This is a genomic window from Micromonospora parathelypteridis, from assembly GCF_014201145.1.
Lineage (GTDB): Bacteria > Actinomycetota > Actinomycetes > Mycobacteriales > Micromonosporaceae > Micromonospora > Micromonospora parathelypteridis.
Genome location: NZ_JACHDP010000001.1, coordinates 4,740,710 through 4,764,681, shown reverse-complemented (window position 1 = coordinate 4,764,681; position 23,972 = coordinate 4,740,710). Strand labels below are relative to the sequence as shown.

At 72.0% G+C, this 23,972-nt stretch carries 22 protein-coding genes and 1 riboswitch; of the genes, 7 read left to right on the top strand and 15 right to left on the bottom strand.

The genetic code is table 11. The features are described 5' to 3' along the window. Positions 1-112 precede the first annotated feature (112 nt). The 4 genes from pgsA to HNR20_RS21445 all read right to left on the bottom strand — a co-directional run bounded on the left by pgsA (position 113) and on the right by HNR20_RS21445 (position 5,324). Positions 113-703: a CDP-diacylglycerol--glycerol-3-phosphate 3-phosphatidyltransferase gene (gene pgsA, locus HNR20_RS21460; protein ID WP_184182616.1), complete on the bottom strand. Its 591-nt coding sequence runs from the start codon at positions 701-703 to the stop codon at positions 113-115. 77 nt (positions 704-780) lie between these two features. Next, the gene (gene rimO, locus HNR20_RS21455; protein ID WP_184182613.1) at positions 781-2,289 is read right to left on the bottom strand and encodes a 30S ribosomal protein S12 methylthiotransferase RimO; all 1,509 of its coding nucleotides are present in this window, start codon (positions 2,287-2,289) and stop codon (positions 781-783) included. Positions 2,290-2,356: 67 nt separating this feature from the next. Further along, positions 2,357-4,252, bottom strand: a complete 1,896-nt coding sequence (locus tag HNR20_RS21450; protein WP_184182610.1) for a DUF2207 family protein — start codon at positions 4,250-4,252, stop codon at positions 2,357-2,359. A gap of 148 nt (positions 4,253-4,400) precedes the next feature. Continuing rightward, complete coding sequence (locus HNR20_RS21445; protein ID WP_184182607.1) at positions 4,401-5,324, bottom strand: ornithine cyclodeaminase family protein; 924 nt, start codon at positions 5,322-5,324, stop codon at positions 4,401-4,403. 125 nt (positions 5,325-5,449) lie between these two features. Continuing rightward, a riboswitch (guanidine-III (ykkC-III) riboswitch) is annotated at positions 5,450-5,515 on the top strand. Positions 5,516-5,576: 61 nt separating this feature from the next. On the opposite strand from HNR20_RS21445, the gene sugE reads away from it, so the two are divergent. Next, entirely contained in the window at positions 5,577-5,891 is a 315-nt protein-coding gene (gene sugE / locus HNR20_RS21440) for a quaternary ammonium compound efflux SMR transporter SugE (RefSeq protein ID WP_184182604.1), read from the top strand. Between the two features lie 82 nt (positions 5,892-5,973). Then, entirely contained in the window at positions 5,974-6,219 is a 246-nt protein-coding gene (locus HNR20_RS21435) for a hypothetical protein (protein WP_184182601.1), read from the top strand. 76 nt (positions 6,220-6,295) lie between these two features. Here the strand turns inward: HNR20_RS21435 and HNR20_RS21430 are convergent, their stop codons facing one another. Further along, positions 6,296-8,758 carry an FtsK/SpoIIIE family DNA translocase gene (locus HNR20_RS21430; RefSeq protein ID WP_184182598.1) on the bottom strand — a complete coding sequence of 821 codons (2,463 nt, stop codon included), beginning with the start codon at positions 8,756-8,758 and terminating at the stop codon, positions 6,296-6,298. 113 nt (positions 8,759-8,871) lie between these two features. Here HNR20_RS21430 and HNR20_RS21425 point away from each other — a divergent pair, with 113 nt between their 5' ends. The 3 genes from HNR20_RS21425 (at position 8,872) to HNR20_RS21415 (ending at position 11,442) form a co-directional block, all read left to right on the top strand. Then, positions 8,872-9,351: a type III secretion system chaperone family protein gene (locus tag HNR20_RS21425; RefSeq protein ID WP_184182583.1), complete on the top strand. Its 480-nt coding sequence runs from the start codon at positions 8,872-8,874 to the stop codon at positions 9,349-9,351. Then, positions 9,348-11,021, top strand: a complete 1,674-nt coding sequence (locus tag HNR20_RS21420; RefSeq protein WP_184182580.1) for a type III secretion system chaperone family protein — start codon at positions 9,348-9,350, stop codon at positions 11,019-11,021. The genes HNR20_RS21425 and HNR20_RS21420 overlap by 4 nt, the downstream gene beginning before the upstream one ends. Before the next feature lie 121 nt (positions 11,022-11,142). Continuing rightward, complete coding sequence (locus HNR20_RS21415; RefSeq protein ID WP_184182578.1) at positions 11,143-11,442, top strand: LPXTG cell wall anchor domain-containing protein; 300 nt, start codon at positions 11,143-11,145, stop codon at positions 11,440-11,442. A 79-nt stretch (positions 11,443-11,521) separates the two neighbouring features. On the opposite strand, the gene HNR20_RS21410 is transcribed toward HNR20_RS21415, so the two are convergent. From HNR20_RS21410 to HNR20_RS21390, 5 genes are all read right to left on the bottom strand, one after another. Beyond that, positions 11,522-13,210: a ribonuclease J gene (locus HNR20_RS21410; RefSeq protein WP_184182575.1), complete on the bottom strand. Its 1,689-nt coding sequence runs from the start codon at positions 13,208-13,210 to the stop codon at positions 11,522-11,524. 52 nt (positions 13,211-13,262) lie between these two features. Beyond that, positions 13,263-14,189, bottom strand: a complete 927-nt coding sequence (dapA, locus tag HNR20_RS21405; RefSeq protein WP_184182572.1) for a 4-hydroxy-tetrahydrodipicolinate synthase — start codon at positions 14,187-14,189, stop codon at positions 13,263-13,265. A gap of 47 nt (positions 14,190-14,236) precedes the next feature. Then, the gene (gene thyX, locus HNR20_RS21400; protein WP_184188768.1) at positions 14,237-14,977 is read right to left on the bottom strand and encodes an FAD-dependent thymidylate synthase; all 741 of its coding nucleotides are present in this window, start codon (positions 14,975-14,977) and stop codon (positions 14,237-14,239) included. A gap of 226 nt (positions 14,978-15,203) precedes the next feature. Then, positions 15,204-15,755 carry a DUF2752 domain-containing protein gene (locus tag HNR20_RS21395; RefSeq protein WP_229687475.1) on the bottom strand — a complete coding sequence of 184 codons (552 nt, stop codon included), beginning with the start codon at positions 15,753-15,755 and terminating at the stop codon, positions 15,204-15,206. A gap of 64 nt (positions 15,756-15,819) precedes the next feature. Beyond that, positions 15,820-17,049, bottom strand: coding sequence for a winged helix-turn-helix domain-containing protein (locus tag HNR20_RS21390; protein WP_184182566.1), 1,230 nt, complete (start codon positions 17,047-17,049; stop codon positions 15,820-15,822). Between the two features lie 79 nt (positions 17,050-17,128). Between HNR20_RS21390 and HNR20_RS21385 the strand changes: the two genes are divergently transcribed. Next, a complete protein-coding gene (locus HNR20_RS21385) occupies positions 17,129-17,680 on the top strand; it encodes a GNAT family N-acetyltransferase (protein ID WP_184182564.1) in 552 nt (183 codons plus the stop codon). Here HNR20_RS21385 and HNR20_RS21380 read toward each other — a convergent pair. Further along, positions 17,579-18,853 (bottom strand): glycosyltransferase 87 family protein, encoded by a 1,275-nt coding sequence (locus tag HNR20_RS21380; protein WP_184182562.1) that lies wholly within the window; start codon positions 18,851-18,853, stop codon positions 17,579-17,581. The genes HNR20_RS21385 and HNR20_RS21380 overlap by 102 nt on opposite strands. Positions 18,854-18,888: 35 nt before the next feature. On the opposite strand from HNR20_RS21380, the gene HNR20_RS21375 reads away from it, so the two are divergent. Continuing rightward, positions 18,889-19,482, top strand: coding sequence for a GNAT family N-acetyltransferase (locus HNR20_RS21375; RefSeq protein ID WP_184182560.1), 594 nt, complete (start codon positions 18,889-18,891; stop codon positions 19,480-19,482). Positions 19,483-19,522: 40 nt separating this feature from the next. Here the strand turns inward: HNR20_RS21375 and HNR20_RS21370 are convergent, their stop codons facing one another. The 4 genes from HNR20_RS21370 to HNR20_RS21355 form a co-directional block, all read right to left on the bottom strand. Further along, a complete protein-coding gene (locus HNR20_RS21370; protein ID WP_184182558.1) occupies positions 19,523-20,410 on the bottom strand; it encodes a carbohydrate ABC transporter permease in 888 nt (295 codons plus the stop codon). A 1-nt stretch (position 20,411) separates the two neighbouring features. After that, positions 20,412-21,533: a carbohydrate ABC transporter permease gene (locus HNR20_RS21365; RefSeq protein ID WP_184182556.1), complete on the bottom strand. Its 1,122-nt coding sequence runs from the start codon at positions 21,531-21,533 to the stop codon at positions 20,412-20,414. A gap of 73 nt (positions 21,534-21,606) precedes the next feature. Continuing rightward, a complete protein-coding gene (locus tag HNR20_RS21360) occupies positions 21,607-22,857 on the bottom strand; it encodes a sugar ABC transporter substrate-binding protein (protein WP_184182554.1) in 1,251 nt (416 codons plus the stop codon). Between the two features lie 24 nt (positions 22,858-22,881). After that, positions 22,882-23,871, bottom strand: a complete 990-nt coding sequence (locus HNR20_RS21355) for a LacI family DNA-binding transcriptional regulator (RefSeq protein WP_184182552.1) — start codon at positions 23,869-23,871, stop codon at positions 22,882-22,884. Positions 23,872-23,972 lie beyond the last annotated feature (101 nt).

Sequence of the window (23,972 nt, the reverse complement as noted above, 5' to 3'; positions counted from 1 at the left end):
GCCCGACCACGTTGATCATGAAGTTATCGGCCCGACACGCCGCCCAGAATGGCAATAACTTCATGATCAACCGGGGGCTCCGGGGGTGGGGGTGGGGTGGGGTGGGGTGGGGTTAGTGGGGGCGGCGGAGGCGGAGGGCTTGGGCTATGTAGTCGAAGCCGGTGGCTACCGTCACCAGGACGGCGGCGGCCATGATCCATGGGCCGACGGCGGCGAGGGCGGCCGGCATCGGCCAGAGGTACCAGGCGATGGCGAGGATCTGCAGCGCAGTCTTGACCTTGCCGCCTCGGCTGGCGGCGATCACGCCGTGCCGGAGCACCCAGAACCGCAACCCGGTGATGCCCAGCTCGCGGACGAGGATCAGCGCGGTCACCCACCAGGGCAGTTGGTCGTACCAGGAGAGCAGCACCAGGGCCGCACCCGTGAGCGCTTTGTCGGCAATCGGGTCGGCCACCTTGCCGACCGAGGTGACCAGCCCGAACCGGCGGGCGATCCAGCCGTCCACCAGGTCGGTCGCCGAGGCCACCGCGAAGATCAGGCAAGCCGCCATCCGCCAGCCCGAGTGGGTCATCCCTGACATGATCACCGAGGCTGCGAAGACCGGCACCAGCACGAGCCGCAGGGCGGTCAGCGCGTTGGCCGCGTTCACGACGGGCACCACGGCAACCACCCGGGCGGGGGTCGACTCCGCCGCCCCGGTCACCGCCGCACTCCGCTCGGGCAGCCGTGGCGTTCCCGGCACCGCACCACTGGGCTCCCCCGCTCCGCTCGGGCCCACCGTCACCGTGCCGCGCCGGGCGCTGCCGAGATCATCTCATCCGGCACAGCGAGCAGGTCCACCCCTTCGGTGCCCGTCACCGTTGCGCGTACCAGATCACCCGGGCGCAGCGCGGCGAGGTCGACCCCGCCCTCGGCCGGCGCGACCAGGGTGGTGGAGCCGTCCACCTCCGGCGCCTGGTGCGCCGCCCGGCCCTCCACCACGCCGTCGGCGATCGAGTCGACAAGCACCTCGACGGTCGAGCCGAGCCGGTCCTCGGCCCGCTGCGAGCACAGCTCGTCGGCGAGCGCGCTCAGCCGGTCGTAGCGCCGCTTGATCGTCGCGGCGGAGACCTTGCCGGGCAGGCCGGCGGCCTCGGTGCCGTCTTCGTCGCTGTAGTCGAACATGCCGATCGCGTCGAGCCGGGCCTCGGTCAGGAACCGGACCAGCTCGTCGACGTCGGCGCGGGTCTCGCCGGGGAAACCGACGATGAAGTTGCTCCGGGCGCCCGCGTCCGGGGCCAACGCGCGGGCGCTGGCCAGCAGCTCCAGGAACCGGTCGGTGGAGCCGAAACGCCGCATCCGGCGCAGCACCGGTTCGCTGGAGTGCTGGAACGACAGGTCGAAGTACGGGGCCACGCCCGGGGTGCTGGCAATCGCCTCGATCAGCCCGGGGCGGGTCTCGGCCGGCTGGAGGTAGCTCGCCCGCACACGGACGATGCCCGTCACCGCGGCGAGCTGCGGCAGCAGCTTCTCCAACGCGCGCGGGTCGCCCAGGTCCTTGCCGTACGAGGTGGAGTTCTCACTGACCAGCACCAGCTCCCGTACGCCGGTCTTGGCCAGCCACTCCGCCTCGGCGAGCAGCTCGTCCGGGGTACGCGAGACGAACGCCCCACGGAACGCGGGGATGGCGCAGAACGCGCAGCGGCGGTCGCAGCCGCTGGCCAGCTTCAGCGAGGCGACCGGGCCGTTGTCGAGCCGGCGGCGCAGCACCTGACGCAGGTGTGCCGGGGTGTGCTCGTCGGTGTCAACGACGGTGCGGGACACCGTGCCGTGCCCGGGCAGCGACACACCGGCGTCACGCCGCTTCACCGGGGTCAGCGGCAGCAGCTCACGCCGGTCGCGCGGGGTGTGCGCGGTGACCTGCTCGCCGGCGACGACCGCGTTCAGCCGGGCGGCGATGTCCGGGTAGTCGTCGAAGCTCAGCACCGCCTGCGCCTCGGGCAGGCTGTCGGCCAGCTCCCGGCCGTACCGCTCGGCCATGCAGCCCGCGGCGACCACCTTGGCACCCGTGCCGGCGGCGGCGAGCAGGGTCTGGATGGAGTCCTGCTTGGCCTTCTCCACGAAGCCGCAGGTGTTGACGACCACGACGTCGGCGCCTTCGCCGTCGGTGGTCACCTGCCAGCCGTCGGCGTGCAGCCGGGCGGCGAGCTCCTCCGAGTCGACCTCGTTGCGGGCACAGCCCAGGGTGAGCAGGGCGACGCGACGGCCCTCGGCGTGGTCAGAGGGAGAAGGAGAGGTGGCAGACACCATCCGAGGGTACCGGGCCGGCCGGGGAAGCCCACGCACGCGGGCTGGCAGCACGGCCGGAGAGGCCTCGTCAGCCCGCTCCGCCGTGCTGCGGCGCGGGCTCGCTCGGCAGCCGGGACAGGGCGGTGGCGAGCAGCGCGCCGAGCTGGGCGGCCTCGATCCCGCCGACGCCAGGTCCGCGGGCCACCAGCAGCACGAGATCCCCGCGGCGGGCGACCGCCCGGTCCGGTCCGGTGTACGCCTCGTCACCGACACCGGGCAGCGGCACACCCGTACTCCGGCCGAGGGCCAGGTTGAACCGGGCCATCATTCCCCGAGTGACCTGCAGCACGAGGATGATCGACCGGCCGCCCTCGGCGAACGACACGATGCCTCGCGCCTGGCTGCTGTGTCCGGTCGGTGGCACCAGCGACACCCGACGCCCGGTCGCGGCACCCACCTCCGCCGCGCTGAGCAGGCGCTCCGGCGCAACGGCGGCGTGGGTCGCGGTGGCGGGCAGGGCGGTGCCGAGCGGCGGGTCGTCATCGGCGTACGCGTTGGCAGGCTCCGGCGCGGCCCGCTGGACGGTCACTCCGATCACCCGCCGGGTCCACGGTCGGACGTGTGCGGTCACCACGTCACCGAGCCGGCATTCGCCCGCGATCTGGCGCGGGAGGACCCAGGCGCGCAGCTGGTCGGCATGGCCGTCGTCGATGACGAGGTAGTGGTTGATGATCCTGCCGGGCCCGTCGTCCGACGCCTGCCGCTGCCACACCTCGTGCCAGAGCACCTCGCCGGTGACCGTGGCCGGGGTGGCCAGGTCGAGAACTGCCCGGAGGGCTAGGTACCCGGCGAGGCCGAGCAGCGCGAAGCCCACCAGGACGATGCCGAGTGTGACCGGCCCGAGGTCGGTCAGCCGCGCCCACCCGGCCGACGACGGTCCCACCGAGGCGAGGAACGAGCCGCCCACCACGCCGACGAACGTCCAGCCCAGGGCACCGGCGAGCAGCGCCCAGAAGAACACCCAACCCAGCGCCTGCCCGTACCGGGGGAGCCCGCCCGGATAGCTGACGTTGACCTGTCGCCAACTGCCTCCGTACGACGACCAGAGCCGCCGGCGGTCGGCCATGCCGAAATTGATCAGCGGTGACGCCGTCCGGGTGAGGCCGAGCGCGGAGCCGTACGCCAGGTAGCGGTCCCACACCGCGACGGCGGCGGGCGGCAGGTCGCCGAAGGCCTCATGCCCGACGAGCCAGGCGCGCAACCCCAGCCAACGGGCGGCGGCGGCACGGCCTGCGGGGGTGTCCCGCTCCCCCAGGTCCCGACGCGCGAGGGCGACGAGCACCATGGCGGGGACGAGGAAGGCGGCGACCGCGCCGAACCTGTCCCCGCCGGACCGGTTCACGTAGTGCCAGGAACCGGCCGCGACCCCGCCGGCGGCGATCAGGCCGAGCACGCTCTGCAGGATGACCAGCGGGCGGGAGAACCGCCGGCGGGACAGCCCGAGCCGTTGGGCGTCGGCCACGACCGCTCGGCGCAGCCGCTTGGACCAGGCGGCGAATCGGTTGGCGTCGGAGAAGCTCAGCGCGGTCAGCGGGACCACCCCGTCGACCGCGCGCTCGGCCACCCGGTCGTAGACCTGCCGCTCGTACGGATTGAGGTCGTCGGGGGCGCGGTCGGTCAGGTGCACCGTGGTGTTGCGGGGATCCTGGTCGGCCTGGCGTAGCTGGAGATAACGGCGCGCGGCGAGGTCGAGGAGGGTGGACTCGGCGGCGTCCACCGTGTGCCGCCACCGGTTGGCCAGAAGGCCGACCACGGCCGGGGGCTCCTGGCCGGGCAGTCCCGCGGCGGCGGTAGCCGGAGTCACCGCGGCGGGGCGGCTGGCCAGCCGGGTGATCCCGTAGACCACCGCCCAGCAGGCCAGACTCGCCACTGGCAGGCCGATCTCGATGACCGGGTCGGAAAGGCTCGTTGCGGCGAGGGTCATGGCACCTCATGTTCGGGTTGCTTCGCCGGCCCCGTCGCGGCGGTCACCCTCATCATGATCGCTTAGCGACGCCGCCCGGGCCGACCGGTCGCCCAGGTGGTGATCAACTGTTCGGTCAGTCCCGTCCGCGACGGCGTCCCGGTGAGGGTCAGCGGGCCGCCGCGCTCATCCGGGTGAGCGCGTCGAGCAGGAAGACCTCGGTGCCGGCCAGGCCGGTGGAGCAGAAGACGGAGATCTGGTCCGCGCTGGTCCGGCCGGGGACCGCGCCGGCCAGGATCCCGCCCAGGTCGCGCAACCGTCCGGCGTACGGGGGTGTCGCCGCGAGCATCGGCGGCTGGTAGTCCGCCGCCTGGGCCGGCGAGTCGGTGACCAGCAGGTCCGCGGCGTCCAGCAGGTCGGTGCCGAATTCGCTGCGGTCGCGCTGCTTGAAGCCGACCGCGTTGACGTGCGTGCCGGGGCTGAGGTCGGCGGCGCAGAACACCGGGGTGGGGCTGGTGGTCGCGAGCACCACGATGTCCCGCCCGGTCACGGCAGAGGCCGGGTCGGCCACCGTGCGGGCCGACACGCCCAGCTCGGCGCGGACCCGAGCGGCGAAGGCGTCCCGCCGGGCGGCGGAGCGGCTGTGCACCACCACCTCGCGCAGCGGGCGGACCGCGGCGGCGGCCCAGACCTGGGTCCACGCCTGCCGGCCGGAGCCGATCACCCCGAGGCTGGCCGCGTCCGGGCGGGCCAGCACGTCGACCGCCAGGGCACCCAACCCTCCGGTACGACGGGAACCCAGCTCCTCGCCGACCGCAACCGCCCGGATCGCCCCGGTCCGGGCATCGTGCAGCACTACCAGCTGCTCGCTCTCCGGGTGGCCGAAGGTGTCGTACGAGCGGAAGCCGTACCACTCGCCGACCAGGTGCCCGGCGGTGAGCACCAGCCGCCCACCGTCGAGCGGCGCGGCGGCACGAGGCGGGGCGACCAGGCGTCCCTCGTACGCGGCCAGGAGCGCGGCACGCATGGCGTCGACCGTGGTGGCCGCGTCCAGCGCGGTGGCGACCTCGGGGTCGGCATAGATCAGCGTCATGTTGGCAATACTGCAAGTTAGAGTCAAGTGCAGGTCAAGACGGGGTGGCGAAGGTCACCGGATCATCGGCACCCGGCCCGACCGATCCACCACGACCGCTGACCGGTGCTAGCGTCGGCGTCGGTGGCCCGGTCGCCCGTGGCCACCCCGGACGAGTGGTGGGCGTACCCGGTCAGGCCAAGACGCCCTGCGACGTGCAGACACGACTCGTCCCGGCCCCGGCGGTCCGGGCACTCCCGCGTGAGGTGAACGATGGCCTGGCTCGTACTGGTGATCTCTGGACTGATGGAGACGGCCTGGGCGATCGCCCTGGACCGCAGCGCCGGCTTCAGCCGGCTGGTCCCATCAGTGGTGTTCGTGGTGACCCTGGCCCTGAGCATGGCCGGGCTGGCGTACGCGCTGCGCGAGATCCCGGTCGGCACCGGCTACGCGGTCTGGGTCGGTATCGGCGCCGTGGGCACCGCCCTGGTCGGGATGGTCGCGCTCGGCGAGTCGGCGAGCCTGCCCCGGATCCTGTGCCTGCTGCTGGTGGTCGCCGGCGTGATCGGCCTGAAGATCTTCCACTGAAGAGCCGCATCGACATGCGTGGCCGCCGCCCACAGTGGGTAGTGATCGGTCCATCACGACAGGCTCTCAACCGGAGGAAGACATGGCCGACTTGCCCAGCACCGCCCGTCCCCGCAGCAACGCCGCCCGCATCCTCACCATCGTGGGCTTCGTCTTCGCGGTCCTCGCACTTCTGCTCAGCCCGATCATCTTCGGCGTGCTCGGCCTCATCGCGGGCATCGTCGGCGCGGTGCTCGGTGACAAGCCGCTGGGCTGGTACGCAGCGGCGGCCAGCGTCGTCGGCGCGATCATCGGAGTGGTGATCGCTGCCGCAGTGCTCAACAACTGACCACTCCGCACAGACTCGGGCCCGCCGGATTCCGGCGGGCCCGTCGTGCGCTGTGGCTCGGTCGTACCCCCGACGGTCAGTCGCCGTCGCCGCGCAGGCCGACCAGGACCTCCTCCAGCTCGTCCGGCTTGACCAGCACGTCGCGCGCCTTCGACCCCTCGGACGGCCCGACCACGCCACGGGTCTCCATCAGGTCCATCAGTCGGCCCGCCTTCGCGAAACCGACCCGCAGCTTGCGTTGCAGCATCGAGGTCGAGCCGAACTGCGAGGTGACCACCAACTCCACCGCCTGCATCAACAGGTCGAGGTCGTCACCGATGTCCTCGTCGAGCTTTTTCTTGCTCTCCTGAGCGGGGGCCAGCACGTCCTTGCGGAACTCCGGCTCGCGCTGGTCCTTGCAGAACTTCACCACGTCGGCGATCTCCCGCTCGGTGACCCAGGCGCCCTGGATGCGTACCGGCTTGGAGGCGCCCATCGGCAGGAAGAGCCCGTCGCCGCGACCGAGCAGCTTCTCCGCGCCCGGCTGGTCGAGGATGACCCGGGAGTCCGCGAGCGACGAGGTGGCGAACGCCAGCCGGGACGGCACGTTCGCCTTGATCAGACCGGTCACCACGTCGACCGAGGGGCGCTGGGTGGCCAACACCAGGTGGATGCCGGCGGCCCGGGCCAGCTGGGTGATCCGGACGACCGAGTCCTCCACGTCGCGTGGCGCGACCATCATCAGGTCGGCCAACTCGTCCACGATCACCAGCAGGTACGGGTACGGGCGCATCTCCCGTTCGCTGCCCGGCGGGGCCTTGATCTCGCCGTTGCGGACCTTGCGGTTGAAGTCGTCGATGTGCCGGACCCCGTTGGCGGCGAGGTCGTCGTAGCGCATGTCCATCTCGCGGACCACCCAGTCCAGCGAGTCGGCAGCCTTCTTGGCGTTGGTCACGATCGGGGTGACCAGGTGCGGGATGCCCTCGTAGCCGGTCATCTCGACCCGCTTCGGGTCGATCAACAGCAGGCGCACCTCGTCCGGTGTGGCCCGGGTGAGAACGGACACCAGCAGGGTGTTGAGGCAGCTCGACTTTCCGGCTCCGGTGGCCCCGGCGATGAGAATGTGCGGCATCTTGGCGAGGTTGGCCACCACGTAACCGCCCTCGATGTCCTTGCCGAGCGCCACCACCATCGGGTGGTGGTCGCTCGTCGCCGCCCGCGAGCGCAGCACGTCGCCGAGGGCGACGTTCTCCGGGTCGGTGTTCGGGATCTCCACACCGACGGCGCTCTTGCCCGGGATCGGGCTGAGGATCCGCACGTCCGGTGACTTCACCGCGTACGCGATGTTGCGGGAGAGCTGCGTGATCCGTTCGACCTTGACGCCGTGCCCCAACTCCACCTCGTACCGGGTGACCGTCGGGCCGCGGGTGAAGCCGGTGACCGCGGCGTCCACATCGAACTGGTCGAAGACGCCCGTCAGCGCGGCGATCACCTCGTCGTTGGCCTTGCTGCGGGTCTTCGCGGCGGCTCCGGCGCTGAGCATGTTGGCCGGCGGCAGGACGTAGTCCCCGGCCAACCCGGTCAAGGCGAGTTGCTCGGCCCGGGTCGGCGGGGGCGAGTGCTCCGGCGGCTCGGCCGGCGGCCGGCGGCTCGCCGGCACCTTCGCCGGCGACTTGCGCGGCAGCACCAGGGTCTCCTGGAGGTCGGCACCGTCCAGATCATCGAAGTCGTCCGGGTCCAGCGGCGGCGGCATCCGCTTCGCCGGTCTCTTGCGTGCCGGCCGCGGGGCCGCCTCGTCCGACTCCTCGTCCACTGCGGCGTCCGGCGAGGCGACCAGACCGCCGGCGAGCAGGCCCAGCCGCTCGGGGATCTTGTTGATCGGGGTCGCGGTCACCACGAGCAGGCCGAAGAGCAGCAGCAGGATCAGCAGCGGCACCGCCACCCAGGCGGTGACCGCGCGCTCCAGCAGCCCGCCAATGCCCGCGCCGACCAGGCCGCCCGCGAAGTCCCGCTCCAGCGGGGTGGCCGGGGCCTGACCGATCTGGAGCAGCGCGGCGGTCGACACGAGCAGGGAGGTCCAGCCGATCAGCCCCCGGCCCCGGTGCTCCGGATCGGCCGGCTGACGCATCAACCGCCACGCCCCGATCATCAGCAGCACCGGCACGACAACGGAGATGGCGCCCAGGAACAACCGGACCGAGTCGGCCAGCCGCGCGCCCACCGGGCCCGCTCCGGAGAACCAGAGCGCCACCGCGGTGAGCAGGGCGAGCCCGAACATCAGCAGACCGGCACCGTCACGGCGGTGCTCCGGGTCGAGGTCGCGAGCCGAGGCGGCCTGCCGACCGGCGGCCCGCACCGCCCAACCCATCCCGTGTGCCACGCCCATCCACAAAGCACCCACCGCGCGGCCCACGTATGCCGCGGGGCTGGGCCGGGCCGGCGTGGTGCGACGCCGGACCGGCGCCCGGGTCTTCTTCGCCGGTTGACGGGCACGACTGTTGGTGCCACCGCGCGGCGACGCGCCGCGCCGCCGACTCGCCTGAGAGGTACGGCCCGCCATAGAGTCACGGTAACGGTGTGGCCGGGCAGATCCCCGCTTTTCCGGGTCGTGTCCGCGCGTCGCAACACCGGCCCTGCCGCCGGTCGTGATATCCGCCTCAGAAGGGATGCCCCATGGCGTCGCCGGAAATCGAGAGCGATCCGGGCGAACCGCTGGCCGGGCACCCTGGCGCACTGCGCCCACTGACCGGCGAGCTGGTCGCCGCAGTGCTCGCCGCCCGCGGCCTGCCCGTCGGCCTGACCGTGGACGGCGATCTGGTGGGCCGCTTCGACGACAACACGATCTGGTTCCTGCGCCTCGGCGGGGACGGCGAGCTGCTCCAGGTCCGCACCATGGTCACTGCCACCTTCGGAATCGAGCAGGTGCCCGCCCTGTACGCGTTCTGCAACTCGTGGAACCACGACCGGCTCTGGCCCAAGGCGTTCGTGCACGTCGACGACGACGGTCGCGCCCGGGTCTACGGCGAGGTGATCACCGATCTGGAACGCGGGGTGACCCCGCACCAGCTCGACCAGCTGCTCGACTGTGGCATCTCCACCGGCTGCCAACTCGCCGTGGCGGTCCGACGGCTGCCCGGCGCGGTGCCGTCGTGACCGGCCGGGACGAGTTCACCGACAGGCGCACCGACCGGGCGGCCCACCCCGACGCGCCGCACCTCGGTCCCGTCGGCTGGGCCGGCGGGCGTCGCCTGCCGGAGCTGGAGGCCGCGCTCGCCGATGCCCGGGACCTGCCCGACGGGCCGGCCCGACAGGTCGCCCTGGAGCGGCTCGCCGAGCGCGCCGACGCGGCCGGCGACGTCCGGTCCGGCGTGGACGCACGGTTCGCGCTGATCGAGGCGTACCTGCTGCACGGGGAGCGGTGGCGCCTGGTCGAGCCGGTCCGGCGCTGTCGGGCCGCCGCCGACCACCGGTCCGAGCTGCTCACCGACGCTGAGGCGGGGCTGCTGCTGCGTTATCAGCGGTACGCGGTGGAGGCGCTGATCGGCACCCCACGGGTCGGTCTGGACCAGACCAGGTCCCTGCTGCACGACCTGGCCCACCGCGTCGGCGTGGGCGGTCCGGACACGCCGACCGTTGCCGAGCTGCACTGCCGGATCGCCGACCACCTGGGTGACGAGCCCACCGCCCGCCACTGGTTCGAACGGTGGTCCGGTAAGCCCGGTCCGGCCGGTGGCTGCCCGGGCTGCGCCGCGGCCCGGCGCGCGGAACTGCTGGCCGGCTGGGGCGAGTGGCGGGCCGCGCTGAGCGAGCTGCGGGAGTCCGACGACGCCCGAGAGGCCTGCACCGACCAGCCCGAACGGGACCTGGTCGCCGGCCTGCTGCCCGCCCTGCGGGCCGGCGAGCCGGAGCGGGCCGCAGCGGCACACGTCCGGGCGTACCGCCGACACCGGCGCGAGCGCGCCGCGTTCGCGCATCTCGCCGCGCACCTGCGGTTCTGCGCACTGGGCGGGCACCTGGAACGCGGGCTGACCATCCTGGCCGAGCAGCTGCCCCGCCTGGACCGGCCGACCGACGACCTCGCCGCCATGGAGTTCGCCGCCGCCGGGGCGCTGGTTTGCGGGCTGGCCGTGGAGGCCGGGCTGGGCGGGCGGACGATGCCACGTCCGGCGTACGGCGAGCGACCCGCCGCCGAGCTGGACGTGGCCGCACTCGGCACGCTGCTGCTCGGGGTGGCCAACGAGCTGGCCGGTAGCTTCGATGCCCGCAACGGCACCGGCCACCACTCCGGACGCATAGCCGCCTGGCTCGCCGAGCGCCCCCTCGCGGCACCGGTCCCGCTGCCCGCCGACGACGAACCCGACGAGTCCGACGAGCCCGACGCCGACCGGTCCGACGACGAGGCCGAGGCGAGCGAGCGAGAGCTCGTGGCGCTGAGCCTCGACATGATCACCGCAGTCCTCGACGGGCGCGGCGACCGGCACCTGGTGGAGGAGGGCGACACCGTGGTCGGCCGGTGGGGTGGCGCGGTGATCCAGTTCCGGCGCGCCGGTGAGCGCGGGGAGGTGCTGCACGCGCGCGTCATGGCCGCCCGCCGGCTGCCGGCCGCCCGCCGCGCCGAGGCGTACGCCTTCTGCAACGCGTGGAACCACGACCGGCTGCTACCCAAGGCGTACGCGCACGACCTCGGCGAGGAGTTGGTGCTGGCCGGCGACGTGGCCACGGACCTGACGCACGGGGTGGCCCAAGCGCAGCTCATGGTCCTGGTGGACGCCGCCATCACCACCGGCGTGGCGTACGCCGAGGCGGTCGCCGCGCTGCCCTGAGTCGCGAACGGGGCAACAGGTTGCGGGGCAGGGCCAACCAGGTGACATCCGACAGTGCGAAACCGGAAGCGCGGTGTCGGTGTGGTACGGCCATCACCGACCACATCTTCCGGGAGTCGTCATGAACCGCCTGCTCAGCTCCGGCATCCTCGCCGCCGCCCCGACGAACCGCTACACCAACAGGGACACCGCGATGACGCTTCGCCTGAGCGGCACGGGCGGATCCGGCGCCGGCGCGGCCGCCACCCCGTCGCCGGCCGATCCGACCGCCACGCCGACCACCTCGGGTTCGTCCGCCCCGTCCGAGGCGCAGCTTCCCCGCACCGGCGTCTCCGGCAGCACGTCCGCCCTCGCCGGCGCAGTGCTGCTGGCCCTCGGGGTCGGGCTGCTCGTGCTGCGGCGTCGGGTGTCCCGCGGCTGAGCCGGAGCGCGCACCGATATGACCCGGGCCGGCCCCCGACATCCACGGGGGATGTCGGCGGCCGGCCCGATCACGCGTGTCAGACCTCGACGACGGTGGGCACAATCATCGGCCGACGACGGTACGCGTCGTTGACCCACCGCCCCACGGTCCGCCGGACGATCTGCTGGAGCTGATGCGGGTCGGTGATGCCGTCCGCCGCCGCCCGGTTGAGCGCCTCGGTGACCAGCGGGATCACCGGGTTGAACGCCTCCGGGTCCTCCGAGAAGCCCTTCGCGGACAGGGTCGGGCCGGCGACGACCTTGCCGGTGACCGAGTCGACGACCACGGTGGTGGCGATGAATCCGCCGTCGCCGAGGATCCGACGCTCGGTGAGCAGCGACTCGCTGACGTCACCGACGGCGAGGCCGTCCACGTAGACGTACCGGCTCTTCACGTGCCCGACCAGGCTGGCGCGGCCCTCGACCAGGTCGACCACGTCGCCGTCCTCGCAGAGCACCACCCGGTCGGCGGCGACCCCCGACTCGATCCCGAGCCGGGCGTGGGCGCGCAGGTGGCGCCACTCGCCGTGCACGGGCATCAGGTTGCTGGGCCGCACCACGTTGAGCAGGTAGAGCAGCTCCCCGGCGGGGGCGTGCCCGGAGACGTGCACCTTCGCCACGTCCTTGTGTACGACCACCGCGCCGGCCCGGGCCAGCCGGTTGATCACCCGGTAGACCGAGGTCTCGTTGCCGGGCACCAGCGAGGAGGCCAGCACGACCGTGTCGCCGGGGGCGATGGTGATGTGCCGGTGGTCGCCGCTGGCCATCCGGCCCAGCGCGCTCATCGGCTCACCCTGGGACCCGGTGGACATCAGCACGATCTCCTCCGGCGGCAGCGTGGTCGCCTCGTCGATGCTGATGACCAGGCCGGCCGGGATGTTGAGCAGGCCGAGGTCCCGGGCGATGCCCATGTTGCGGACCATGGACCGGCCGATCAGCGCGACCTTGCGGCCGTGTTCCGCGGCGGAGTCGAAGACCTGCTGCACGCGGTGCACGTGCGAGGCGAACGAGGCCACGATGATCCGGCCCTTGGCCTTTGCGAAGATCGAGTCGAGAACCGGCCCGATCTCCCGTTCCGGGGTGACGAAGCCGGGGATCTCCGCGTTGGTGGAGTCGGACAGCAGCAGGTCGACGCCTTCGGCGCCGAGCCGGGCGAAGCCGGCCAGGTCGGTGATCCGGCCGTCCAGCGGGAGCTGGTCCATCTTGAAGTCGCCGGTGTGCAGCACCAGGCCGGCGGGAGTGCGGATGGCCACCGCGAGGGCGTCCGGGATCGAGTGGTTGACCGCGAAGAACTCGCACTCGAACGGGCCGAGCCGCTCGCGGCCGCCCTCCCGCACGGTCAGCGTGTACGGCTGGATGCGCCGCTCGGCCAACTTCGCCTCGACCAGGGCGAGGGTGAACTGTGAGCCGACCAGGGGGATGTCGGGCTTGTGGGCGAGCAGGTAGGGCACCGCGCCGATGTGGTCCTCGTGGCCGTGGGTCAGCACGATCGCCTGGACGTCGGCCAGCCGGTCCAGGATCGGGCCGAAGTCGGGCAGGATCAGATCCACTCCCGGCTGCTCGACGTCGGGGAAGAGCACCCCGCAGTCGACGATCAGCAACTTGCCGTCGTACTCGAAGACGGTCATGTTGCGACCGATGGCGCCGAGCCCGCCGAGCGGGATGATCCGCAGCCCGCCCTCGGGCAGCGGCGGGGGAAGCTCCGCGTCGATGTGCGCCTCGGTCACGCGTCCACCTCATTCTGCGACGCCGTAACCCGGCGCCCATCGTGTCGTTCGATCATTCGGGCAGCTCCAGGCCCACTGCCGCGAAGTCCGCGCGCAGCTGGGCGATCTCGTCGTTGGTGGCGTCCACCAGCGGGGGTCGCACCGGGCCGGCCGGCAGGCCCAGCGATGCCAGGCCAGCCTTCACCAGGATGGTGCCCTGGGTGCGGAAGATGCCGGTGAACAGCGGCAGCAGCCGCCGGTGCAGGGCAAGCGCGGCCGGCATGTCCCCCGCGTCGAACGCCTCGATCATCTGTGCGGCCAGCGCCCCGACGAAGTGCGTCGAGGTGCCGACCAGGCCCACGCTGCCGGCGGCCAGCGCCGGCAGGGTGAGTGCGTCCTCGCCGCAGTAGAAGGCGAGGGCGGTCCGGCTGGTCACCCAGCTGGTGGCGACCAGGTCGCCCTTGGCGTCCTTGACCGCGACGATCCGGCCGTGCTCGGCGAGCCGGACCAGCGTTTCGGTGTCGATCGGCACGCCCGAGCGGTGCGGGATGTCGTACAGCATCACCGGCAGGCCGGTGGCGTCGGCCACCGCGGTGAAGTGCCGCAGCAACCCGCTCTGCGGCGGCTTGTTGTAGTAGGGGGTGACCACGAGCAGACCGTGCGCGCCAGCCTTCTCGGCGGCGGCGGCCAGCTCGATGGTGTGCCGGGTGTCGTTGGTGCCGACCCCGGCGACCACCTTGGCGCGGTCACCGACCGCCTCCACCACGGCGCGAATCAGGTTTTCCTTCTCCGCGTCGGTGGTCGTCGGCGACTCGCCGGTGGTGCCGTTGACGACCACCCCGTCGTTGCCCTGCTCGTCGACCAGGTGGCTCGCCAGCCGGGCGGCACCGTCAAGGTCGAGGGAGCCGTCGGAGGCGAACGGGCTCACCATGGCGGTGAGCAGCCGGCCGAACGGGCGGGACACCGGTCGGGCAGCGGCGTCAAGGTGGTCGTGCGTCATACCCCCCAACCTAGCGGACGACCAGCCGGGGCCCGCCAGGGAAGGGCTCAGGACGCCTCGTGCGGGCTGGCCGCCACCTCGGTGCCGTCCGGCAACGTGGAGATCACGAAGTCGGCGAACACGTTGGGGGCGACACCCTGCAGTTGGCGCAGGCACTCCACGGCCAGCTCACGGATCTCCACATCGGCGTGCTCGGTGGCCCGCATCGCGATGAAGTGCCGCCAGGCCCGGTAGTTGCCGCTGACCACGATCCGGGTCTCGGTGGCGTTGGGCAGCACCGCGCGGGCCGCCTGCCGGGCCTGCTTGCGGCGCAGCGTCGGGTTCGGCTCGTCGGAGAAGCGCTGCTCGAGGCCCTCCAACAACTCGGTGTACGCCCGGACGCTCGCCTCGGCGGCCTCCACGAACTTCTTGTGCAGCTCCGGGTCGTCGGCGATGACCGCCGGCTCGACCATGGCCGCGTCCCGCTCCGGGACGTAGCGCTGGGACAGCTGGGAGTACGAGAAGTGCCGGTGCCGAATCAACTCGTGGGTGAAGGAACGGGACACCCCGGTGAAGTAGAAGGTCACCGACCCGTGCTCCAGCACCGAGAGGTGCCCGACATCGAGGATGTGCGCCAGGTAGCCGGCGTTGGTGGCGGTGGCCGGGTTCGGCTTCTTCCACGACTGGTAGCAGGCCCGGCCGGCGAACTCGGCGAGCGCCTGGCCCCCCTCGGCGTCCGTCGACCACGGCACGTCGTCCGGGGCCGCGAACTGGGTCCACGCGATCAACTTGACCTGGGGCTGCACCATCTCCGGCATTCCTGGGACTGTAGTGGCGCGACGCCTCGGGGCCCAACTCAGGCGCGCCTCGTGCAATGTCGATCACTCAGCCGGCGGGTCCGAGCCGCCCGCCGACTACTTCCGCCCGCAAGATCGCACAACATCGTGGATGTAGTGGCATCCGCCGCGTCCGAGACCACTACATCCAGGATCGAGCACGATTTTGGGGCGAGGTGCGTCGGCCGGGGCGGGGCGCTCAGACGTAGAGCGAGGTGAACGGCGCCCAGGGCAGGTTGCGCAGCACCGAGAAGGCGAGCCACGCGGCCAGGAAGCCGCCGATGACCTTCGAGCTGATCCGCAGCTCGGGCAGTCGCCAGCCGAACGCCTGGTTGCCCGCCCAGGCCACGAAGAGGTACGCGAGGAACGGCAACGCGAAGACGAACAGGAAGTGGTGTCGGGCGGCGGCCGGCAGGTCGCCGTGCAGCACGTACCAGAGTGCGCGGGTGCCGCCGCAGCCTGGGCAGTCCAGCCCGGTGGTCAGCTTGAGCAGACAGGTGGGCGCGGCGTCCGGGTTGGCGTCGGCCGGATCGCTGAGCAGCGCGTAGCCCATGCCGGCGGCGACGCAGCCGACCGCGGCCAGCGGCACCGCCCAGCGCGGCGAACGCTCGTAGAGCCGCAGCACGAACCGGGTGATCCGGTCCGGCTCGGGGGCCGGGTAGCCACCCGGCGGGGTCGTCGGCCAACCGACCGGACCCGCGCCGACCGAATCAGCGCCGGCCGGGCCCGCGCCGGCCGGATCGGCCGGCACCGTGTGGACCGCCCCGGGGGCGGGCTGCGGCTGGTCGACCGGACCGGGGGCGCTCGTCACGCGCTCACGGTACACCGGACACGCTGGCCAACGCGGCGGTGAGCGGACCGGCCAGGTCGCCGGCCAACGGCGGTGCCACCGCGTCCAGGCCGAGCCAGCCGGCGAGCCGGTACAGCTCGGCGGCGAGCGCCGACGCGGTCTCCCCCGGGTCGGCGCCGGGCTCGATCCAGGCGGCCGGCACCAGCAGCACCCCGGCCTTGCGGTCGGCCTTCAGGTCGACCCGGGCGGTGAACCGGTCGCCCTGCAGGAACGGCAACACGTAGTAGCCGTAGACCCGCTGTGGCGCGGGAACGTAGATCTCGATCCGGTAGCTGAAGTCGAACAGCCGCTCGGTGCGGGCACGTTCCCAGACCAGCGGGTCAAAGGGGCTGACCAGCGTGTTACCCCGAATCCACCGCGGCACCCGGGCGGACGCGTGCAGCCACGCCGGCTGGCGCCAGCCCGCAACGGTGACCGGCACCAACTCACCGGCCTCGGCCAGCTCCGCCACGGCCTGCCGGGCACCGGCCAGCGGCAGCCGGAAGTAGTCGCGCAGCTCCGGCTCGGCGGCCACGCCGAGCGACCGTGCGGCACGAGCCACCAGCGAGCGGTACGCCTCGGCGTCGGTCGGGGTGGGCGCGGCCAGCACCGCCGCGGGCAGCACCCGCTCGGGCAGGTCGTAGCGGCGGGCGAAGGAGGTGCTGCGCTCGGCGGCGGCCACCTCCCCAGCCCAGAAGAGGTACTCCAACGCCCGCTTGACCGCCGACCAGTTCCACCCCCAGTTGCCGGTCTCCCGGGGCGCGTCGTGCTCGATCTCGGCAGCGGTCAGCGGGCCTCGGGCGGCCACCTCGTCGCGGACCCAGGCGACCAGTTCGGGCTGCTCCTGGGCGATCCGCCGCATCCCGCCCCAGGATTCGCTCTGCGCCCGGGCCATCCGCCAGCGCAGCATCGGGTGCAGCTCGACCGGGACCAGCGACGCCTCGTGGCCCCAGTATTCGAACAGCTCACGCGGGCGCCGGTAGGCGGCCTGGTCGAGCAGCGTGGTCGGGTAGGGCCCGAGCCGACTGAACAGCGGTAGGTAGTGCGCGCGTTGCAGCACGTTGACCGAGTCCATCTGGATCAACCCGACCCGGTCGAGCACCCGGCGCAGGTGCCGGCGCGTGGGCACGCCGACCGGCGCCGGGTCGGCGAAGCCCTGGGCGGCGAGCGCCACCCGCCGGGCCTGGGCGAGCGAGAGTGATTCCGGTGCGGCCATCGTCGGCGACCTTAATTCATCGGTACGACGTCGGTGCGGGAAGCTGGACGCGACGACCAACGGGGCATAGAACGGTGCAATGCTGACCATCCGCCGGGAGGAGCCGGACGACGCCGAGGCGGTCGCCCGGGTGCACGTGCACGGCTGGCAGGCGGGCTACGCCGGCTTCATGCCGGACGAGGTGCTCGGGCGGCTGAACGTGATGGCCTGGGCACAGCGCCGCCGCGACGTCGGCACCGCCGATCCGGAGCATCCGTTCACCACCCTGCTCGGGGAGGTGGACGGGCTGGTCGTCGGCTTCACCACCTTCGGGCCGTACCGCCGCAACCAGGACCGGGACGACCTGGACCCGACGGTTGGCGAGGTGGTCGCGCTCTACGTGGAACCCGCGTGCTGGGGTGACGGGACCGCCGCCGCGCTCCTGGCCGCCGCCCGGGACGGGCTCAGCGAGCGGGGCTGGACCGGGTACCGGGCGTGGGTGCTGGCGGACAACCGGCGGGCCCGCCGGTTCTGCGAGCGGGCCGGGCTGTCAGCGGACGGTGAGCAGTCGACCTATCAGGTGCCGCTCGCCGGCGGGCGTGGGCCGGTCGGGCTGGTCGAGCTGCGGTACGCCGGACGCCTCGACCACTGACCCGGCCGGTGCCAGCCAGCGGCGGATCGGCAGGAAGGCCAGCAGCGCCAGGCTGATCCACACGTAGGCGTTGCTGCCGAGGAAGCCGTCGACGCCGGTGAAGTCCTTCTCCCAGAACCAGACGGTCCGGCTGATCAACAGCGCGTACCCGATGGTCGCGGCGACCAGCAGGACCCGCCGTCGCCGGCCGGCCGGCGCGGCCATCGCGTTGTCGACCAGCAGGATCAGCGCGGGCAGCAGCCAGACCAGGTGGTGCACCCAGGTGACCGGGCTGACCAGGCACATCACCGCGCCGGTCAGCGCCAGCCCGGTCGCCTCGTCGCCCACCGCGACGGCGGCCCGGGATCGCCAGGCCCACAGCGCCAGGGTGCCGAGCACCAGCAGCAGCCAGAGCAGGGTGCTCGGGTGTTGCGGGTCGAGCCGGGCGACCACCCCACGCAGCGACTGGTTGGAGACGAAGGCGAGCTCGCCCACCCGGCCGGTGTTCCACAGGGCCTCGGTCCAGAATTCCCGGGACGCGTCCGGGAAGAGCGCGCCGGCCAGCAGCGACACCCCGGCGGCCGTGCCGCTGGCGGTGAGAGCCGCCCGCCACCGCCCGGTCAGCAAGAGGTAGACGATGAAGATGCCCGGGGTCAGTTTGATCGCGGTGGCGAGCCCGATGCCCACCCCGGCCCACCGGTTGCCGGCCGGCAGCAGCCGCAACAGATCCACCGCCACCAGGAAGAGCAGCAACGTGTTGACCTGGCCGAAGTTGACGGTCTCACGCATCGGCTCGAACGCGGCGGCCAGGCAGAGGGCCACGGCGAGGGCGAACCACCTGGTCCAGCCGGAACGCCGGGCGATCGGGTCGACCAGCCACCAGATCAGCACCGCCGTGGTGACCACGCTGGCGAGCACGCTCACCACGATCGCGGCCGTCCACGGCAGGTACGCCATCGGCAGCATGACAAGCGCGGCGAACGGCGGATAGGTGAAGCCGTACTGGGTGTTGGGCTTGAGGTAGTCGTAGATTTCCCCGCCGTCGTGCACCCACCAGGTCAACGCGCCGTAGTAGACCTTGAGGTCGAAGAAGCCGTGCCGTACGGCGGCGACGGCGAGGAACGCGGTGACCGCCGCGGCGAGCAACACCACCCCGCCGACCTGCGCGGTCGTCCTGTTGGCACCCTGCGCCACCGTCGCCTCCCTCGCCCTGCGTAGGCTTCCGTCCCATGGCTCTCGGGTTCGTCCGCCCGGCGCGTCCCGAGGACGCCGGCGAGATCGCACGCATCCAGCTCGCAACCTGGCGGGTTGCGTACCGCAGGATCCTGCCTCGGCACGTGCTCGACAACCTGGACGAGGCGTTCCTCGCCCGGCGGTGGAGCGCGGCGGTGCTGGAGCCGCCCTCGGCCGCGCACCGGGTGCTGGTCGCCGTCGAACAGGCCGAGCAATCGTATCTGGTGGGGTTCGCCGCCTCCGGGCCGGCCGACGGCGAAGCGCTGGCCCCGGGTGAGCCGGCCGACGCGCTCGGCCCGGACGTGGCCGCGGTGACCGACCTGCTGGTGGAGCCGCGTTGGGGTCGACGTGGGCACGGCAGCCGGCTGCTCGCCGCCACCGTCGACCTGTGGCGGGAAGACGGGTTGAGTCGCGCGGTCGCCTGGGCGTTCGACGGTGACGAGGCGACTCGCAAGTTCCTCACCAGCACGGGTTGGGAGCCCGACGGCGCGGCCCGCGCGCTGGACGTCGACGACATGCTGGTGCCGCAGGTGCGCCTGCACGTGGGCGTCCCGACGGAGAAGGTGACCGAGGACGTTCCAGCCGGCTGATCCGGTGCGGCGACCCGACGCGGGGCCGCCACACCGGCGGTCAGCCCTTGTCCGAGCCGTCGTTGGCGTCGCGGACGAAGTAGCGCTGGAACACCATGAAGATGATCGCCACTGGGATGGTGGCCAGCAGCGCCGCGCCGAGCTTGAGCGGGTACTGGGTGCCGCTGCCGAGTGAGCCGCTGACCAGGTCGGCCAGCCCTCGTGGCAGGGTGAACAGATCCGGGTTCTGCACCGACACCAGGCTGTGCGGGAACTCGTTCCAGGACCCCTGGAACGACAGGATGGTCAGGGTGATCAGCGCCGGTTTCGCCATCGGCAGCACCACCGACCAGAAGGTGCGGAAGATGCTCGCCCCGTCGATGCGGGCGGCCTCCTCCACGCTGACCGGGATCGACTCGAAGAACTGCTTCATGATGAACACACCCGCCGCGTCGGCCAGCAGCGGCACCACCAGACCCGCGTAGCTGTTGTAGATGCCGAGCTGGTTGAGCACCAGGAACTTCGGGATCAGCAGCACCACCCCGGGCACCGCCAGCACCGCGACGACCGCGGCGAACAACCCGTTGCGCCCCCGGAACCGCAGCCGGGCCAGCGCGTACCCGGCGAGCGAGTCGAAGAACACCCGACCGATGGTCACCAGCACCGTGACCAGCAGCGAGTTGCCCAACCAGAGCGGGAAGTTGGTGCCGGCGAAGATCCGCTCGAAGCTGTCCAGCGTGAGCGGGTCCGGGAACGGCGAGAGCGGGTTCGCCGCCGCGTCGGACTCGGTCTTGAGCGAGTTGCCGATCTGGATGACGAACGGGTAGAGGAACACCAGCCCGAAGAAGACCAGCGTGGCGTACCCCAGGAAGCGCGTGGCCAGGGTGCGGGCCGCGCGCTCGTCGCGCCGGGCGGGCGCCGCCGGCGGGCGGTCGTTCAGCACGGCCATCTCAGGACCTCTCCGGTACGCGCCGACGCCACCAGCCGCGGCGCGGCCGGTCGGTGTCCCGTTCGGCCAGCACTCGGCGCTGGATCAGCGTGAGCACGATGATGATCAGGAACAGGACGAACGAGATCGCCGCTCCGGAGCCGTAGTCGAAGTCCCGGAAAGCGGTCCGGTACGACAGGTAGGCCGGGGTGAGCGTGGTCTTGGCCGGGGCGCCCTGGCTCATCACGTACACCTGGTCGAAGACCTGCCAGGAGCCGATCAGACCGAGGGTGAGCACCAGGAACGTGGTCGGCCTGAGCAGTGGGAGGGTGACGTGCCGCAACCGCTGCCACCGGGACGCGCCGTCGAGGGTGCTCGCCTCGTCCAGGGTGACCGGCACGTTCTGCAGACCGGCCAGGAACATCAGCATGAAGGTGCCGGAGGTGGTCCAGATGACCAGAGTGATGATCGAGATCATCGCGACGCTCGGGCCGGCCAGCCAGTCCCACCAGCTCAGGCCGAGCGGGCCGCCGTCGGCCAGCGCCGCCGGGGGCGAGTCGACGCCGACCACCCCGAACAGCAGGTGCAGCACGCCACGGGAATCGGCGAACCACTCCGGGCCGTCGATACCGAAGAAGCCGAGCAGGGCGTTCACCGCGCCGGAGTTGGCGAAGAGGAACAGGAACACCACGCTGATCGCGACAGAGCTGGTGACCGAGGGGAAGTAGAAGGCGCTGCGGAAGAAGCTCTTGCCCTTGAGCATCCGGTTGTTGACCACCAGCGCCAAACCGAGCGCGAGCGCGGTCTGTGCCGGCACCACGATCGCCACATAGTAGAAGTTGTTGCGGATGCTGGTCATGAAGTCGCGGCGGGCCAGCCCGTCCTCGGTGAACAACTGGGTGTAGTTGTGTGCGCCGACGAACGGGACGTCGCCGGTGAACGGGCTGCCCTGGCCGTTCCAGTCGGTCAGGCTGACCCAGAACGCCATCAGGATCGGCAGCAGCAGGAACAGCCCCAGGATGACGATCACCGGCGCGACGAAGAGCCAGCCGGCGACGTTCTCGTTGCTGCGGATGCCGCCCCGGCGTCGACGCGGGCCGTCCCCGGTCGCGGTCGCCACGGCGGTCTGTGTCTCGGTTGCCATCTCCCCTCCCTCCCTGTCTCAGGCTGGAGGTGATGCAGGGGCCCCCGTGGTGTCGGGGACCCCTGCCGTCACCTCAGCTGCCGCCGAGCGCCGCCTTGGCGTTCTTGTCGAAGTTCTGCAACACGGTCTTCGGGTCGCCGGTGGTCAGGCTCTGCAGGCTGGCGTCGAGGTCCTTGAGGACGCTGTCCATCTTCGGAGCGTTCACCGGGCCCTGGGCGTACGCGGCGCCGTCGATGAACGGCTTGTCCTCGGGGTTGGCGGCGGTGTACTGGTCACTGACCGACTGCCGGGACGGCATCACGCCGACCGCCTTCGCGAAGACCAGCTGCTGCTCTCCGCTGGTCATCGCCTCGACGAACTTGATCGCCTGGTCCTTGAACTTGCTCTTCGCCGCAATGCCCCAGCACTGGGTGAAGGAGAGCGTGCCCTGCCCCTTCGGGCCGGCCGGCAGCGCCGCGACCTTGTACTTCACGTTCGGGAAGTCGTTCTTCAGGGCACCCTTGATCCAGTTGCCCTCGATGGTCATCACGGCCTTGCCCTTGCCGAACGCCTCACCGGACCAGCCGGCGTCGAGCTGCTTCGGGTACTTCGCCAGCCCGGTGGTGAGCATGGTCTTGACGTACTGGAGGGCGGCCAGGTTCTCCGGGGTGTCCGCGGTCGACTGCTTTCCGTCCTTGCTCAGCAGCCAGCCACCGTTCTGCACCATGAAGGCACCGATGCGGTCGCGGGTGTCGCCGAGTGCCAGCGGGACCTGCCCCTTGGCCTTGATCTTCTGGGCGGTCGCGGTGAGCTGGTCCCAGGTGGTCGGCACGTCGGCGTCGGTCAGCCCGGCCTTGGCCCACAGGTCGCTGTTGATCTGCAGGGCCAGGGTGGAGAAGTCCTTGGGCGCGCAGTACAACTTGCCGTCGTACGTGAACGCGGTACGCAGGCTCTCGTAGAAGTCGCCCGAGTTGCTGATCTTGTCGCCGTACGGCTCCAGGGCGCCGACGCTCGCGTAGTCGGCGAACTGGGCCGCGTCGACGTAAAAGACATCCGGGGGCGTGCCACCGGCGAGCGCCTGGCCGAGCTGCTGGGTGAGGTCCTGCGCCGGAGTGACAGTGGCGGTGTTGCCGGAGCTGCTGGCCCACTTCGCGGCAGCGTCCTGGACGGCCTTGGTCTCGGCCTCGCCCGAGGAGCCAATCATGATCTGCAGGCTGGCCGGGCCGCTGGACTGTGCGGCGTCGCCGGACGAGTCGTCGAAGCCGCTGCCGCAGGCCGCGGAGCCGAGGAGGGCGACGGCGGCGAGGCCGGCCACCGCCGCCCGGGTGATCGTTCGAGGTGCCATGTTCTTCTCCTGGTGGGGGTGGGACTACGCGGTGTGCCGCAACGCCAGCGAGGGCTGGAGCAGCACGTGGGTGGGGGTCTCGTGGTTGCCGTCGAGGACCCCGGTGAGCAGGTCCACGCAGCGGGCGGCGGCCTCGCCGAGCGGTTGGCTGACGCTGGCCAGCCCGACCGCCGCGGCCACCGGCGTGTCGTCGAAGCCGATCACCGACACGGGCGGGTCGGTGCCGCGGATCGCCTGGAGAGCGCCGAGGGCGAGCGAGTCGCTGGCGCAGACCACGGCGGTCGGCGCCACGGCGGCGAGCAGGTCACGCATCAACCGTTCGCCCTCGGCGATGCCGTCCTCGGTCTCCCGGTGCAGCCCGGTCGGGTCGACGCCGACCTCGTGCAGCGCGTCGCGCCAGCCGGCGCGCCGGTCGTCACCGACACCGGAACCGGCCGGCCAGCCGATGAACGCGATCCGTCGGTGCCCGGCGGCCAGCAGGTGCCGGGTGGCTCCGGCAGTGCCGGCGGCGCCGTCCACGTCCACCCAGGGGTGCGCGTCGAGGGCGTCCCACGGACGGCCGAAGGTCACGAACGGCACGTCCCGCTCGGCGAGCCAGGCGGTACGCGGGTCGCCGTACTTCGTCCCGACGAGCACGAACGCATCCAGCTCGTACGTGCCGAGCAGGTCGTCGTAGGTCGAGATCTCCCGCTCGTCGTCGGTGGCGGTGTAGAGCAGCACCCGGTAGCCGGCGGCGTCGGCGGTCTCGGTGAGACCGTGCAGGAAGCGGTCGAGCACCGAGCCGTTGATGCCGTCGCGGGTGGGTTCGATCCGGGCGGCGATGAGTCGGGACCGGCCGGTGCGCATCTGCCGGGCGGCCTGGTTGGCCCGGTAGCCGAGTGCGTTGATCGCGTCCTCGACCCGCAGTCGGGTCTCCTGCCGCACGATGTGCGGGGCGTTGAGGACGTTGGACACCGTCTGCCGGCTGACTCGGGCATGCCGGGCCACCGTCGCGATGGTCACCTTTTCAGCCACTTAATTCCTCTCGCCACCTTGAACGATCCAATTCGGATAGTGCAGGATTAGATCGTTCAAGTTTCTGGAATGTTTCGCACTTTGCACCGCCGGGGGCACGT